Consider the following 15,952-nt stretch of genomic DNA (forward strand, 5'->3'; position numbering starts at 1 on the left):
GGTGCGGACAACGTGGAAAACCTCCCCTCGCCGGCCAAACCGGTAGGAGCAGGAGGCGAAATTTTGTAGGTTGCGCCGCCCATGACAATGCAACAGCCCATCCCCGCGCCAGAACCCGAATCCACGCCCGCACCGCCGGCGGAAGCTGCCGCGCGCGTCACGCCGATGATGGAACAATATCTGGAGATCAAAGCGGCGCATCAGGGCCTGCTGCTGTTCTACCGGATGGGCGACTTTTACGAGCTGTTCTTCGAGGATGCCGAGATCGCCTCGAAGACGCTCGGCATCGTGCTGACCAAGCGCGGCAAGCATCAGGGCGCCGACATTCCGATGTGCGGCGTGCCGGTCGAGCGTTCCGAGGACTATCTGCATCGCCTGATCAGCGCCGGCCACCGGGTCGCGGTGTGCGAGCAGACCGAGGATCCCGCCGCCGCCAAAGCACGCGGCAACAAGAGCGTGGTGCGCCGTGGCGTGGTGCGGCTGGTGACGCCGGGCACGCTGACCGAGGACACGCTGTTAGACGCGCGCGCCAACAATTATCTGCTGGCGATCGCGCGCGCCCGCGCCTCCGGTGGCGGCGACCGCTTCGGTCTTGCCTGGATCGACATCTCGACCGCCGAATTCACCGTGATGGAATGCTCTAGCGGTGAGCTCGCCGCGACGCTGGCGCGCATCAATCCGAACGAGGCGATCGTCACCGACGCGCTCTACAACGACAGCGAGCTCGGACAGACCTTGCGCGAGCTGCCGGCGGTGACGCCGCTGACCCGCGACGTCTTCGATGGCGCCACCGCGGAAAAGCGCCTGTGCGATTATTTCGCCGTCGCGACCATGGACGGGCTGGCGCAACTGACGCGGCTCGAAGCGACCGCTGCAGCCGCCGCCGTCACCTATGTCGACCGGACCCAGGTCGGCAAGCATCCGCCGCTGTCGCCGCCCGCGCGCGAGGCCTCGGGCGCGACCATGGCGATCGATCCGGCCACCCGCGCCAATCTCGAATTGACGCGAACGCTCGCGGGCGAACGCCGCGGCTCGCTGCTCGACGCGATCGACTGCACGGTGACCTCGGCCGGCTCGCGCCTGCTGGCGCAGCGGCTCGCGGCGCCGCTGACGGACGCGCCCGCAATCGCGCGGCGGCTCGACGCCGTCAGCGCCTTCGTTGCGGACTCCGCCGCGCGTGAAGACATCCGCAGCATCCTGCGCGGCGCGCCCGACATGTCGCGGGCGCTGGCCCGTCTTTCGGTCGGCCGCGGCGGACCGCGCGACCTCGCCGGCCTGCGCGACGGCATCATTGCCGCCGACCAGGTGCTGACGCGCCTCGGCGAGCTCGACCAGCCGCCGCAGGAGATCGCGGTGGTGATGGCGGCCCTGCAGCGTCCGTCGCGCGAGCTCGCCGCTGAATTCGCAAGTGCCCTCGATGACCAGCTGCCGCTGATCAAGCGCGACGGCGGCTTTGTTCGCCAGGGCTACGAGCCCGCCCTCGACGAAGCGCGCAATCTGCGTGACGCCTCGCGCCTGGTGGTGGCCTCGATGCAGGCGCGCTACGCCGATCATACCGGCGTGAAGGGCCTCAAGATCCGGCACAACAACGTGCTCGGCTATTTCGTCGAGGTCACCGCGCAGCACGGCGGCAAGCTGATGTCGGCGCCGCTGAATGCGACCTTCATCCATCGCCAGACGCTGGCCGGACAGGTGCGCTTCACCACCTCGGAGCTCGGCGAGATCGAGGCCAAGATCGCCAATGCCGGCGACCGTGCGCTCGGGCTCGAGCTCGAGATCTTCGAGCGGCTGTCCGCGAAGGCGCTTGATATCAGCGACGATCTGCGCGCCGCCGCCCATGCCTTCGCGCTGCTCGACGTCGCGACCTCGCTGGCCAAGCTCGCGGTCGACGACAATTATGTGCGGCCGGACGTGGATGACTCCCTCGGCTTTGCGATCGAGGCGGGCCGCCATCCCGTCGTCGAGCAGGCGCTCAAGCGCAATGGCGAGCCGTTCATTGCCAATGCCTGCGATCTCTCGCCAACACCGGCGCAGAAATCCGGCCAGCTCTGGCTGCTCACCGGTCCCAACATGGCCGGTAAATCGACCTTCCTGCGCCAGAACGCGCTGATCGCGCTGCTGGCGCAGATCGGCAGCTTCGTGCCGGCGACGCGCGCGCGGATCGGCATCATCGACCGCCTGTTCTCGCGCGTCGGCGCCGCCGACGACCTCGCGCGCGGCCGCTCCACCTTCATGGTGGAGATGGTCGAGACCGCAGCGATCCTGAACCAGGCCGGCGAGCGCGCGCTCGTGATCCTCGACGAGATCGGCCGCGGCACCGCGACGTTCGACGGCCTCTCCATCGCCTGGGCCGCGATCGAGCATCTGCACGAGAGCAACCGCTGCCGCACGCTGTTCGCGACGCATTATCACGAGCTGACGGCGCTCTCGGCAAAACTGCCGCGGATGTTCAACGCGACGGTGCGGGTGAAGGAATGGCAGGGCAATGTCGTGTTCCTGCACGAGGTGCTGCCGGGCTCGGCCGACCGCTCCTACGGCATCCAGGTCGCCAAGCTCGCCGGCCTGCCGCCGGCGGTGATCACGCGCGCCAAATCGGTGCTGGCAAAACTCGAGGCCCAAGACCGCGGCCAGACCGCCCGCGCCCTCGCCGACGATCTGCCGCTGTTCGCGGTGCCCTCGCGCGCCGCCGCCGAAGCCGCACCGCCGACCGAGGCCGAGCTATTGATGGACGCCGTGAAGGCCCTCCACCCGGACGAGATGTCCCCGCGCGAGGCGCTGGATGCGCTCTATGCGTTGAAGGCCAAGCTGCCGAAGCAGTGACGGTGCCGTAGGGTGGGCAAAGCGCAGCGTGCCCACCATTCAACGACCAATTCGCGGAAAGATGGTGGGCACGGCGCGCGAAGAGCGCGCCTTTGCCCACCCTACGACTTCTGCGCGCTTGGCTTACGCCCTTGCCGCCATCGCAGCAGCTTCCGCGGCGGCGCGCTGCATGCTGGTCGACATCTCGTTCGTGACCGTGCTCTGCTCCTCGACGGCGGCGGCTGTCGAGGTGACGTATTCGCTGACGTTGTTGATGGCCTGCTTGATCGAGCCGAGCGCGCTGACGACGTCCCCGGAGATGCCGTTGAGGCTGCCGATCTCCTGGCCGATCTTGTCGGTCGCCTGTCTCGCCTGATTGGCGAGGCTCTTCACCTCGGAAGCGACCACCGCGAAGCCGCGGCCAGCCTCGCCGGCGCGCGCCGATTCGATCGTGGCGTTGAGCGCGAGCAGGTTGATCTGGCTGGTAATGCTGTTGATCATCTCGATGATGCCGCTCATCGCCTTCGCCGCTTCGGTCAGCCGCTGCGCCTGCGCGTCGGCAGAGGCAACCTGCTCCACCGCGCTCATCGCGGTCTCGCGGGACTTGGTCATCGCTTCGGAGATCTCGCGCACCGACGCGTTCAGCTCCTCCGAGCCTGCGGCGACCGATTCCATCATGCCGCGGACGCGCTCATTGCCCATGCGGACCAGCACCTGCCGCGTGGTGTCAGTGGCGTATTTCACGACCTTGAACGGCTTGCCGTTGAGATCGAGGATCGGGTTGTAGGAGGCCTGGATGTAGACCTCCTTGCCGCCCTTGCCGATGCGCTTGTATTCAGCCGCCTGGTACTGGCCGCGATTGAGCGTTGCCCAGAACTCGCGATAGGCAGCGCGGTCGCGCTCCGACGGCTCGACGAACATGCTGTGATGCTTGCCCTTGATCTCGGCCAGCGAATAGCCGAGCGTGCCGAGAAAATTGGCATTGGCGGTGATGATCGTGCCGTCCATGTTGAATTCGATCACGGCCTGCGCCTTGTCGATCGCCGAGATCTGACCAGCGAGGTCGGCGTTCTTTAGCTTCTCCGCGGTGACGTCGGTCGCAAATTTGGCAACGCCGAACGGCTTGCCGTTCTCGTCGAGCAGCGGGTTATAAGAGGCGAGGATCCAGACCTCGCGGCCGCCCTTGCCGATACGTTTGTATTCGCCCGCCTGGTATTCACCGCGGTTGAGCCTGGCCCAGAATTCGCGATAGGCCGCGCTGTCGCGCTCAGCGGGGGCTACGAACAGGCTGTGATGCTTGCCCTCGATCTCGGCCAGCGAATAGCCGAGCGCCTGGCAGAAATTCTGGTTCGCAGTCACGATAGTGCCGTCGAGCTTGAACTCGATGACGGCCTGGGCGCGGCCGATGGCGGACACCTTGGAGGCTTCCGTCATGGCATTGATCTTCTTCGCGGTGATATCGGTCGCGATCTTCACGACCTTGACTGGCTTGCCGTCGCCGTCAAGCACGGGATTATACGACGCCTCGATCCAGATCTCGCGACCGCCCTTTGCAATCCGCTTGAACTCCGCGGCCTGGAACTCGCCGCTCTTCAACGCGGACCAGAACGCCTTGTACGCCGCGCCGCCTCGCTGATCGGCGGGCACGAACATGGAGTGATGCTTTCCCTTGATCTCCTCCAGCCCATAGCCCAGGGCCTTCAGGAAATTCTCGTTCGCGGTGAGGATGGTGCCATCCAGTGCAAATTCGATCGTCGCCTGCGAACGGCCGATGGCGTCGAGCTGTGCCTGGGCATTTCCATGGGGATTACGACCAAACATCAAAACATCTCCAGAATGGATCGCATGGTGCCGCAGCGCAACGCGCCTCAAAGACAGGCGAGCGGACGCCCTCGGACAGACCGAGCGTTGGAATATGACTAGCTGTGAACTATGTGGGTCCGTTCACGCGTACAGAGGACCCGCCTTGATGCCCATGTCCGCCCAAACGCGGAAACGACAACCGACGAGTAGCTTTACGGGGAATGCACCAAATTTAGATTAATGCACCTATCGGAATCGGGCAGCCCATCTCCGAAGAAATACGGAGTGATGGAACCGAAAATGGCCGGCGGAAGAAACGGCCGAAACGCGAATTAGCAACGATCAAATCGATACTTAGCGACGTCGCGACATGAACGGATTGCGGCCCCGCGCGCGCTTTTCCGCGCGACTACCGTCCAGGATGCTGCCCCATTAACGCAACGCCTTCCGGCGGCCGTCAGCGGCCCACCCTGGCAAACGGCTCGATCAGCTTCAAGGTGGCGGCGAGGCGGATGCTGCGCTTGCCGGCGAGCGCGATCGCTTCCATGTCGGCGCCCTTGTCATCGCAGTGGCCGGAGAAGCCGATGCCCACCTCATAGCCACCGAACAAGGGATGCTCGCTCTTTGCCAGCGTGTGTTCCTGATTGACGAATTCACCTTTCCAGCGACCGTTCGCCGAAGAATAGGCGCCGAGATAATAGAAGAAGGCATCGCCGCCGAGGATGCGGCCGTCGCGCAGCAACATCACGCCGGTATGGCCACCGGTAATTCCATCCAGCATCCGGATATCGATCGAATAGAGTCCGCTGACGATGCCACCATCGCCGACCGCACCAGGCGGGGGAACGTCATCATCGCCGAGCGGCGTCATCACGGCGCGAAACACCGAGGCGTCCTCGACCACTTCTCCCTCGAAGCGGTAGAGCCTGCCCTGCTGTCGACCACGAATGCTGATTGTGACGGCGTCGGAACTGACCAGCGACCTGTGCTGCGGCGACCGGCTGTGGCGCTTCGTCCGGAGCCTGGCGACGATTTCGCCGTCCACAATCTCGTAGGTGCCGAAGTGCGCGAAGGCCGTGTTGCCGCCAAGCATTTTCCCGGCATGGGCGTACAGCACGCTGCGGCCGGAGCCGTCGTTGATATCGTATTCGACCTTGTACAATCCCTCCACCGCACGCCCCGATCTTGCTCTGTTGCCAGTTTAGCGGGTCTGCCGGCCCGGGTAACTAACTATCCTGACGCAGGGCTGAGGTCCCAAGCGTAGCGTATCTCGCCTACGAAGCGCGGCGCGGCTGATGCATCGGCCTCTTCCGTCGTCCCATCCTCCACAGCGTCAGGTTCCAGCCGATGCAGGTGGCGAGTGCGCAACTCAAGCCGATCGCCGAGCCGAACTGCATGACGGCGACGTGCAGCACCGCAATTGCCAGACCGAAGCCGAGCAGGCCCCAGGCGGAGTTGGCGAGCACGGCGGCGGTCGGCGGGCCGCCGATGCGCGGATGCAGGATCACCATCATGCTGGTGAACACGATCGGGTAGAGCGCGATGACGCCACTCACCCGCGGGCCAACCCAGCCCGAGGTCGAGACCACGATCGCAACCAGCGTCGCGACCAGCGAGGCGCGGAATGGAATGTCGTACCAGCGACGCGTCACCAGCGGCATCTTCACATGGCGGTACCGTGCGAGCAGCGGAATGCAGATGCCGAAGGCGACCAGGTTGACGGCGAGCCCGGCGGTCAAAGTCCAGTCGAACAGGCGGATGATGGAGGCCAGCACGATCCACACTGCGACCGCGCTGCCGGCGCTCACCAGCAGATTGTTCCGCTGCGCCAGCACGACATAGGTGAGCCCAAGGACGATCGTCGCGGCGTTGACCGGAAGGCTCGACAACGCGCCTTGCGCGATGAAGGCGGCGTCATGGTCGAGCGCGAGGAAGACGTAGGAAGGACCGGCCGAGATCGGCAAGGTCGCCACCAGTCCGCCGATCACCGGACCGGTGCGCTCGGCAATGAACGACGCGGACACGACGAACGCCGCGGCGATCGCCATGCGCAGGACGAGGAAGATGATGAAGTGGAGCTCGGGGGGCATTTTTTGCTTCTTACCCTGCCCTGAAGGGGAGGGTCGGCTCATATGGAGCGTAGCGAAATATGAGACGGGGTGGGGTGACAGTCTCTCGACGGATACGGCGCCCGAGTGGAGAGATCACCCACCCCGCTCGCGCTGCGCGCGATCGACCCTCCCCCTCAAGGGGAGGGTCAGGAAGTCACATCCGCTGCATCGACACCGAAACCTTCGGGCCGTTCTTGATGGTCTGGTAGACCACGCAATAGCGCTCGGTGAGTTTCAGCAGCAGATCGAGCTTGTCCTGCGGCGCGTCGGTGTCCACCTCGAAGCGCAGGCGAATCTCGGCGAAGCCGACCGGGGTCTCCTTGTCGACGCCGAGCGTGCCGCGGAAATCGAGATCGCCCTCGGCATAGACGTTGCCGGTCTTCAGCGGGATCTCGATGGCGGTCGCGACCGATTTCAGGGTGACGCCGGCACAGGCGACCAAGGCTTCCAGCAGCATGTCGCCGGAGCAGAGCTCGAGGCCGGTGCCGCCGGTGGCGGGATGCAGGCCAGCCATTGCGATGGCGCGGCCGGTCTCGACCTTGCAGGCGATGCCTTCGCTGTCGGTCGAGCCCTTGGCCTTCAGCGTGATCATCGCGGTCTTGGGATCGGTCTTGTAGCGTTCCTTGATCGGGGCCTGCATCTGGCGCAGTGCTGCGGCGTCCATCTTGTTCTCTCCCGGAAAAATCGTCCCTACGAAGTACCGGCTTGCGATGTACCGGCTCAGAGAGAAAATGTCACCACCACATGGCCTGACCGGGACCCTGGGTTGCGTCACGGTCGGGCACGTTGCGGTCGAGCGAACGGTCGAGTGACGTCAGCACACTTCGCTTGAAATTCTCGAACAACGGCGAATTGCGGTCGCGCGGCCGGCCCAGATTGATCTCGATCTGGTCGAACAGCCGGCCCGGCCGCGGCCGCATCACCAGCACGCGATCGGCCAGCACCACGGCCTCGTCGACGTCATGTGTGACGAGGATCAAGGTCGGCCGGGTGTCGGCCCAGAGGTCGAGCAGATGATCCTGGAGATCCCTGCGGGTGAAGGCGTCGAGCGCGGAGAACGGCTCGTCGAGCAGCAGCACTTCCGGTTGCGGCACCAGCGCACGCGCGATCGCGACACGCTGCGCCTGCCCGCCCGAGAGCTCGCGCGGCCAGGCCTGCGCCTTATCAGTGAGCCCGACGCGGGCGAGCGCGCGCGCCACCTTCTCGCGCCGCTCAGTCGCGGGCAGGTCGGCAAGGCCGAAGCCGATATTGTCGGCGACGCTGAGCCAGGGCAAAAGCCGCGGCTCCTGGAAGATGATGCCGATTTTTGCGTGCGGCGAATTGATCGCCTCGCTGTCGAGCGTCACCGTGCCTGCGCTCGCGCGATCGAGGCCTGCGATGGCGCGCAAGAGCGTGGACTTGCCGCAGCCGGAGCCGCCGATGATGGCGACGATCTCGCCCTGCTTGATCTCGGCGGAGAAACGCGCCAGCGCCTGCACGCCGTTGGGATAGGTCTTGCTGACCCGGTCGAGCGCCAGCATCGCGTTACGTTCCCTTCGCGCGCCCGAAGGCGTCCTGCCAGCGCAGGAACGGCGCAGCCCCGACCTCGATCAGCCAGTCGGTGAGCTTGCCGAGGATGGCGAAGATCACGATCGCGGCGAGAATCTGCGCGGGCTTGCCAAGTTGCTGGCCGTCGAGCAGGAGATAGCCGAGGCCTTCCGAGGCGCCGATCAGCTCGGCCGCCACCACGAACATCCAGCCCAGACCAAGGCCGACACGCAAGGACACCACATAGGCCGGCAGCACCGCGGGCAGCAGGATGCGGCGGATCATGGCGAACCCGGAGAGACGGAAGGTACGACCGACCTCGACGATCTTGCGATCGACGGAAAGGATCGCGCCCATCACGCCGAGATAGACCGGGAAGAACACGCCGACCGCGATCAGCGCGATCTTGGAGGTCTCGAAGATGCCGAGCCAGAGGATGAACAACGGCACCCAGGCCAGCGAAGGGATCGCACGCAGCGCCTGCACGGTCGGATCGAGCAGCCGCCGCGCCAGCGACCAATAGCCGGAGATGGCACCGAGCACGGTGCCCGCGATCACGCCGAAGGCGAAGCCGAGACCGACGCGCCACAGCGTCGCGGCGATGTGGCGGACCAGCTCGCCGGAGCGGGCGAGCTCGGTGATGGTCGCAAACACGCGCGAGGGCGGCGGCACCAGACGGCCGTTGGACCAGCCAGACCACACCACCAGCTCCCAGCCGAGCGCGAGGATGAGCGGCAGCAAGATTCCAAGCAACGGCCGCGCATAACGCGACAGCCGCGAGGGCGCGGCGGCACTTTCGGCCGGTTCCGAGGTCTGCTGCAGGACTGGCGCGTCGGAGATCATGGCCGGTAGGAAGCGCGTCTGGTCGGGGAATGCAAGGGCGCGCGGCAATCTCGGTTGTCGCCCCGGACAAGCGAAGCGCAGATCCGGGGCCCATAACCACAGGGCGATATGGTTACGGGGACTCGGAGTGACCGCCTTCGCGTCAAACTACTCCCTGGGGTTATGGGTCCCGGGCTCGCTTCGCGCCCCGGGACGACAGCGGAGTTTGTTGCGCGCGCCTGCCTCTTGCGCAGAACTAGTTCGTCGGCAACGGGACCTGGTCGTCGATCAGGGCATCCAGCGTCGCCTTCACATCGACCTTGGCGTCGACGACGCCGGCCTGCTGGAGCGCAAGGCCGGCAGCGAGGATCGACTCGCGCTGGGGTGCGCCGATGCGGCTGTGGGTGAGCTCGGTGCGCTCCTTGAGCTGCTTGTCGACGACGGCGTCCGGCAGCTTGGTCACGGCGATGAAGGTCTTCTTCAGATCATCGTAATTCGCCAGCGAATATTTGCGCGCCTCTTCATACACCGCAAGCACGCGGCGGGCGGCGTCCGGATAGTCCTTCAAGAACTGCTCGCGCACATTGAGGATGCCCCAGGTGTTGGCATCCGCCTTGCGATAAAACAGTTTTGCACCTTCCTCGACCTCGGCCTGCGCCATCATCGGATCGAGACCGGCCCAGGCGTCGACGTCGCCGCGGATCAGCGCGGTCTTGCCGTCGGCGTGCTGGAGCAGCACCGGCGTGATGTCCTTTTCTGTCAGGCCGGCACCGAGCAGCGCGCGCACCAGGAAGATGTGCGGATCGGTGCCGCGCGTCACCGCGACGCGCTTGCCCTTGAGATCAGCAACGCTCGCGATCTTGGAATCCTTTGATGTCACCAGCGCCGTCCATTCGGGACGCGAATAGACGTAGATCGACTTGATGGGGTTCCCGTTGATCTTCGCCACCAGCGCCGCCGAGCCCGCGGTCGAGCCGAAATCGATCGAGCCGGCGTTGAGGAATTCGAGCGCCTTGTTGGAGCCGGCCGACTGCACCCAAATGATGCTGATGCCGTCCTTGGCGAACTCCTTCTCCAGCAGACCCTTCTGCTTCAGGACCATCGACACCGGATTGTAGGTCGCCCAGTCGATGCGGATTTCCTTAAGCGGATCCGCCGCCCGTGCCGCAGGGGTCATGGCGAGCGCAACAGCCCCCGCCAACAGAATGCGTCGTGTAATCCCGGTCATGCCCAGCCTCCTCAAAAACTTCATTGTTTTTCAATGAGTTATTTCTAGAGGTCAACGAGAAAATCGCTATCCCGAAAGCCCCTCGACCGAGAACGATTTTGCCCGAGGCCGGCCTTTTCCAGCATGGAACGACTATTGCCAGAGAATGGCGGGTGACAGCGCCTGTCACCTCTTATATCCGGTGAGACATGGACAGCGTCGCGACTGAGCACAAGGCCGAGGTGGACGATCGCTTCGACACCGCGCGGATCACCGCCGCGGTCGATGCGCTTGCCGAGAAACATCAGGGACGTGAGGACACGTTCCGCACGGCCATGGCGCAATTGCTGAAGGCCGAGCTGATCGCGGCGCGCGCCGCGGCGCAGGCGATCCTGCTGAAGGACCGTCATGGAAGGCGTTGCGCCGAGCGGCTGTGCCACGTGCAGGACGAGATCATCCGCATCCTGTATTCGGCGGCGACCCGGCATCTCTACCGCTCGCCGATCCCGAGCGGCGCGGAGCGCATGGCGGTGGTCGCGACCGGCGGCTATGGCCGCGGCCTGATGGCCCCGGAATCCGATATCGATCTCCTGTTTATCCTGCCCTACAAGCAGACCGCCTGGGGTGAACAGGTGGCTGAGGCCATTCTCTACTGTCTCTGGGACATGGGGCTGAAGGTCGGGCACGCCACGCGCTCGGTCGATGAATCGATCCGGCAGGCACGCGGCGACATGACCATCCGCACCGCGATTCTGGAAACGCGCTTCCTGACCGGCGACCAGCCGCTCTATGACGAACTGGTCGCGCGCTTCGACAAGGACGTGGTGCAGGGCACGGCATCCGAATTCGTCACCGCAAAGCTCGCCGAGCGCGAGGAGCGCCACCGCCGCGGCGGCCAGTCGCGCTACCTGGTCGAGCCCAACGTCAAGGACGGCAAGGGCGCCCTGCGCGACCTGCACACGCTGTTCTGGATCGCCAAATACGTCTACCGCGTCCGTGATACCGACGAGCTGGTCGAGCGCGGCGTGTTCGACGCGCAGGAATACCGCACCTTTCGCCGCTGCGCCGACTTCCTCTGGTCGGTGCGCTGCAATCTGCACTTCTACTCCGGCCGCGCGGAGGAGCGCCTCTCCTTCGATCTCCAGCGCGAGATCGCGGTCCGGCTCGGCTACACCTCGCATCCCGGCATGCAGGACGTCGAGCGCTTCATGAAGCACTACTTCCTGGTCGCCAAGGAAGTCGGCAACCTCACCGCCATCCTCTGCGCCAAGCTCGAGGACCAGCAGGCCAAGCCCGCGCCGGTGCTGAGCCGGATGATGGCGCGGCTGCGCCCCGCCCCCGCGAAGCGCCGCGTCCCCGACAGCGACGACTTCCTCGTCGACAACAACCGCATCAACGTCGCCGCGCCCGACGTGTTCAAGCACGATCCGGTCAATTTGATCCGGATCTTCCGCCTGGCGCAGAAGAACAACCTCGCCTTCCATCCCGACGCGATGCGCGACGTGACGCGCTCGCTCGGACTGATCAACGCGCAGCTGCGCGAGAACCCGGAAGCCAACCGGCTGTTCATGGAGATCCTGACCTCCGACAACGCCGAGATCGTGCTGCGGCGGATGAACGAGACCGGCGTGCTCGGCCATTTCATCCGCGCCTTCGGCAAGATCGTCTCGATGATGCAGTTCAACATGTATCATCACTACACTGTCGACGAGCATCTGATCCGCTGCGTCGGCTTCCTGCAGGACATCGAGCGCGGCGGCATTGAGGAGTTCACGCTCGCCAGCGATCTCTTCCGCAAGATCCGGCCCGAGCACCGTGCGGTGATTTACATCACGACGCTGCTGCACGACATCGCCAAGGGACGGCCGGAGGATCACTCGATCGCCGGCGCCAAGGTGGCGCGCCGGCTGTGCCCGCGGCTCGGCTTCAGCGCGGCCGACACCGAGCTCGTGGCCTGGCTGATCGAGGAACATCTGACGATGTCCACGGTCGCGCAGTCGCGCGACCTCTCCGACCGCAAGACGATCGAGAATTTCGCCGCCGTGGTGCAGTCGGTCGAGCAGATGAAATTGCTCACGATCCTGACCACCGCCGACATCCGCGGCGTCGGCCCGGGCGTGTGGAACGGCTGGAAGGCGCAGCTGCTGCGCTCTCTCTATTATGAAACCGAACCGGTGCTGACCGGCGGCTTCTCGGAAGTCGACCGCGGCAAGCGCCTGACGGCCGCCTACGCCGAATTCCGTATGGCCTTCGCCGAGTGGCCAGCGGACGAGCTCGATGCCTATATCGGCCGGCACTATCCCGCCTATTGGCTCAAGGTCGAGCTGCCGCGAAAGATCCGCCATGCCCGCTTCGTCCGCTCCAGCGAACAGGCCGGCCACAAGCTCGCGATCAATGTCGGCTTCGACGAGGTGCGCGGCGTCACCGAGCTCACGATCTTCGCCGCCGACCATCCCTGGCTGCTCTCGATCATCGCCGGCGCCTGCGCCTCGGCCGGCGCCAACATCGTCGACGCGCAGATCTACACCACGACCGACGGCCGCGCGCTCGACACGATCTCGATCTCCAGGGAATACGACCGCGACGAGGACGAGGGCCGGCGCGCCACGCGCATCGGCGAGATGATCGAGGACGTGCTGGAAGGCAAGCTGCGTCTGCCCGAAGTGGTGGCGCGGCGCACCGTGCGCAGCAAGGCGCGCCCTTTCACGATCGAGCCGGAAGTGACCATCAACAACCAATGGTCCGACCGCTACACCGTGATCGAGATGTCCGGCCTCGACCGCCCTGGCCTGCTCTACGAGCTGACCACCGCGATCTCGAAGCTCAACCTCAACATCGCCTCGGCCCATGTCGCGACCTTCGGCGAGCGCGCCCGCGACGTGTTCTACGTCACCGACCTCCTCGGCGCACAGATCAACGCACCGACGCGCCAGTCCGCGATCAAGAGCGCGCTGACCCATGTGATGGCCGGCGACAAGGCGGTTGCTGCACCGGCGGCGTGAGGTCTACCGTTCGAGTGCGGCTCTCTCCTCTCGTCATTCCGGGATGGCCCGAAGGGACAGGCCCGGAATCCATAACCCCGGCTGGTGAATATGGATTCTCAGGTGCGCAATTGCGCACCATAGCTCGCCGCTGCGCGACGCCCCGGAATGACCGAGGAGAGAGGTTGGCGCGCAACGCCTCTAGACCTCCACCCCTTCATGCCGCAGCAGCCACCTCTTCCGCTCGAGGCCACCGCCATATTTCACCAGCGAGCCGTCGGCGCCGATCAGGCGGTGACAGGGCAGCACCACGCTGATCGGGTTGGAGCCGTTGGCATGACCGACGGCACGAATGGCTTTGGGCATATCGATCCTAGCGGCCAGCGCGCCATAGCTCATCGTGGTGCCGGCCGGGATCTTTGCCAACGCGGTCCAGACCTTCTGCTGGAACGGCGTGCCGGCGATGCGCCATGCGACGCCCGAGAGCTGGCCGAGATCGCCTTCGAAATAGCCCGACAGCGCCGTCCGCATCTCCGTCGGCGCAGGCTGATCGCTCAGATCCACGGCGCCGTATTGCAGGCGCAACAGCTCGCGCATGCGGGGCTCGTAGTCTTCCCAGTCGAGCGCACGCAAGGCGCCCTCGGCATCGGTGACGAGCAGCGCGATCCCGATCGGCGTCGTCAGGCGATCGAGGCCGAATAGTTCAGGCGGGTTGGTTGATCGAGCGGGCATTGCGACACCAGGCCATCGAAACACGCCATCGCACTTGCCATGCCAGCCGTGCTAACGTCCACCCGAAAGCTGACGCTTTGGGGGGCTCAACTTGATTCTGATCACCAATGTCCTGGTGGCGCTGGTCGCCGCACTGCACGCCTACTTCCTGATCCTGGAGATGTTTCTCTGGGACAAGCCGCTTGGCTTGAAGACATTCCGCAATACGCCTGAAAAGGCCGAGATCACGAAGGTGCTAGCGGCCAACCAAGGGCTCTATAACGGCTTCCTCGCCGCCGGCCTGATCTGGGGCCTCGTCCACGGCAACCCGGCCTTCGCGTTCCAGATCAAGGCATTCTTCCTGCTCTGCGTGATCGTGGCCGGCGCCTACGGCGCGGCGACCGTCAGCACCCGCATCCTGCTCGTGCAGGCGCTGCCGGCGGCGATCGCGCTGGTTGCGCTGTTTCTGACCTGATTCTCCTGACCTGAGACGCTTCGGCGCAGCGTCGCGATCCTTGCGCGGCACCTCGCCTTCCTCCACACTCTCCGGCAGCGATGGCGACCGTTGCAATCAACGGGAAAAGACCGTCGGCCGGAAATTCCGTCAGGAGGAACAACCCAACATGAGCAATCGCAGAGCCTTCATAGCTGCCACGGCGGCGCTCGCCTTCGCGTTCTCCGCCAGCCAAGCCCCCTTCAATCAAGCCCTCGCCCAGAAGAAATACGACACCGGCGCGAGCGACACCGAGATCAAGATCGGCCAGACCGTGCCGTTCTCCGGCGCCTATTCCGTCTACGCCAATATCGGCAAGACCCAGGCCGCCTACTTCAAGATGATCAACGATCAGGGCGGCATCAACGGCCGCAAGATCAATTTGATCCAGTATGACGACGCCTATTCGCCGCCGAAGACGGTCGAGCAGGTGCGCAAGCTCGTCGAAGGCGACGAAGTGCTGTTCACCTTCCAGATCATCGGCACGGCCGCGAACGCCGCCGTGCAAAAATATCTCAATGGCAAGAAGATCCCGCAGCTGCTGGCCTCCACCGGCGCCGCACGCTTCAACGATCCGCAGAACTATCCCTGGACCATCGCCTACAATCCCAACTACGTGTCCGAGGGACGCATCTACGCCAAGTACATTCTCGCCAATCACCCCAATGCCAAGATCGGCGTGCTCTACCAGAACGACGACATGGGTCGCGACTATCTCGCCGGCCTCAAGAGCGGCCTCGGCGACAAGGCCGCGAAGATGATCGTCGGCGAAGTGTCCTACGAGGTCACCGACCCGACCGTCGATTCGCAGGTGGTCAAGCTGAAGTCGCTCGGCGCAGATCTTTTCTACGATGCCTCGACGCCGAAGTTCGCGGCGCAGGCCATCAAGAAGGTGGCCGAGCTCGGCTGGACGCCGGTGCACATCCTCGACATCAATGCGAGCCCGATCTCGGCGACGCTGAAGCCGGCCGGCCTCGACATCTCCAAGGGCATCATCTCGACCCAATACGGCAAGGAGCCGAGTGATCCGCAGTGGAAGGACGATCCGGGTGTGAAGGCGTTCTTCGCCTTCATGGACAAGTATTTCCCCGAAGGCGACAAGCTCAACACGGTCAACACCTATGCTTATTCGGTCGCCGAATTGCTGACGCAGGTGCTGAAACAGTGCGGCGACGACCTGTCGCGTGAGAACGTGATGAAGCAGGTCGCCAACATCAAGGACTTCACCCCGAGCTTCGCGCTGCCCGGCATCAAGATCAACACCGGACCGAACGATTATCGCGTCAACAAGCAGATGCAGATGATGAAGTTCAACGGCGAGCGTTGGGAGCTGTTCGGCCCGATCATCGAGGACAACGGCCCGGCCGGTTAGTAACTGCGTAGGTGGATTAGCCCTGCAGATGCGCAAAGCGCATCTGCTCGGCGTAATCCACCTCTTCGACATCCGCGCGCAACAGAAGTGGTGGGTTACGCCTGGCGGACTGCGCTTCGCGCAGCC

Annotated in this window: 12 protein-coding genes; 4 read left to right on the plus strand and 8 right to left on the minus strand. The window is 64.8% G+C overall.

All coding sequences use genetic code 11. The features are described from left to right. The first annotated feature begins 81 nt into the window (after positions 1 to 81). Entirely contained in the window at positions 82 to 2,820 is a 2,739-nt protein-coding gene (gene mutS / locus ABIB99_RS19440; RefSeq protein WP_354177151.1) for a DNA mismatch repair protein MutS, read from the plus strand. Between the two features lie 123 nt (positions 2,821 to 2,943). Here mutS and ABIB99_RS19445 read toward each other — a convergent pair whose 3' ends face one another. The 7 genes from ABIB99_RS19445 to ABIB99_RS19475 form a co-directional block, all read right to left on the minus strand. Continuing rightward, positions 2,944 to 4,620 (minus strand): methyl-accepting chemotaxis protein, encoded by a 1,677-nt coding sequence (locus ABIB99_RS19445; RefSeq protein ID WP_354177153.1) that lies wholly within the window; start codon positions 4,618 to 4,620, stop codon positions 2,944 to 2,946. Between the two features lie 439 nt (positions 4,621 to 5,059). Then, the gene (locus tag ABIB99_RS19450; protein WP_354177154.1) at positions 5,060 to 5,773 is read right to left on the minus strand and encodes a GrlR family regulatory protein; all 714 of its coding nucleotides are present in this window, start codon (positions 5,771 to 5,773) and stop codon (positions 5,060 to 5,062) included. Between the two features lie 103 nt (positions 5,774 to 5,876). After that, the gene (locus tag ABIB99_RS19455) at positions 5,877 to 6,692 is read right to left on the minus strand and encodes a hypothetical protein (protein ID WP_354177156.1); all 816 of its coding nucleotides are present in this window, start codon (positions 6,690 to 6,692) and stop codon (positions 5,877 to 5,879) included. A gap of 175 nt (positions 6,693 to 6,867) precedes the next feature. Next, positions 6,868 to 7,377: an OsmC family protein gene (locus ABIB99_RS19460; RefSeq protein WP_354177157.1), complete on the minus strand. Its 510-nt coding sequence runs from the start codon at positions 7,375 to 7,377 to the stop codon at positions 6,868 to 6,870. Between the two features lie 70 nt (positions 7,378 to 7,447). Next, positions 7,448 to 8,233, minus strand: coding sequence for an ABC transporter ATP-binding protein (locus ABIB99_RS19465; protein WP_063980041.1), 786 nt, complete (start codon positions 8,231 to 8,233; stop codon positions 7,448 to 7,450). Positions 8,234 to 8,237: 4 nt separating this feature from the next. Next, positions 8,238 to 9,083 carry an ABC transporter permease gene (locus tag ABIB99_RS19470; RefSeq protein WP_354177400.1) on the minus strand — a complete coding sequence of 282 codons (846 nt, stop codon included), beginning with the start codon at positions 9,081 to 9,083 and terminating at the stop codon, positions 8,238 to 8,240. 235 nt (positions 9,084 to 9,318) lie between these two features. Beyond that, positions 9,319 to 10,290: an aliphatic sulfonate ABC transporter substrate-binding protein gene (locus ABIB99_RS19475; protein WP_014491109.1), complete on the minus strand. Its 972-nt coding sequence runs from the start codon at positions 10,288 to 10,290 to the stop codon at positions 9,319 to 9,321. A gap of 188 nt (positions 10,291 to 10,478) precedes the next feature. Here ABIB99_RS19475 and ABIB99_RS19480 point away from each other — a divergent pair, with 188 nt between their 5' ends. Further along, a complete protein-coding gene (locus ABIB99_RS19480; RefSeq protein ID WP_354177159.1) occupies positions 10,479 to 13,271 on the plus strand; it encodes a [protein-PII] uridylyltransferase in 2,793 nt (930 codons plus the stop codon). A 180-nt stretch (positions 13,272 to 13,451) separates the two neighbouring features. Here the strand turns inward: ABIB99_RS19480 and ABIB99_RS19485 are convergent, their stop codons facing one another. Then, entirely contained in the window at positions 13,452 to 13,982 is a 531-nt protein-coding gene (locus ABIB99_RS19485; protein ID WP_354177160.1) for a methylated-DNA--[protein]-cysteine S-methyltransferase, read from the minus strand. A gap of 97 nt (positions 13,983 to 14,079) precedes the next feature. Between ABIB99_RS19485 and ABIB99_RS19490 the strand changes: the two genes are divergently transcribed. Beyond that, complete coding sequence (locus tag ABIB99_RS19490) at positions 14,080 to 14,436, plus strand: DUF1304 domain-containing protein (RefSeq protein ID WP_187388035.1); 357 nt, start codon at positions 14,080 to 14,082, stop codon at positions 14,434 to 14,436. 148 nt (positions 14,437 to 14,584) lie between these two features. Beyond that, a complete protein-coding gene (locus ABIB99_RS19495) occupies positions 14,585 to 15,826 on the plus strand; it encodes an ABC transporter substrate-binding protein (RefSeq protein WP_354177161.1) in 1,242 nt (413 codons plus the stop codon). Positions 15,827 to 15,952 lie beyond the last annotated feature (126 nt).

The organism is Bradyrhizobium sp. LA6.1, assembly GCF_040547805.1.
Classification (GTDB): domain Bacteria; phylum Pseudomonadota; class Alphaproteobacteria; order Rhizobiales; family Xanthobacteraceae; genus Bradyrhizobium; species Bradyrhizobium barranii.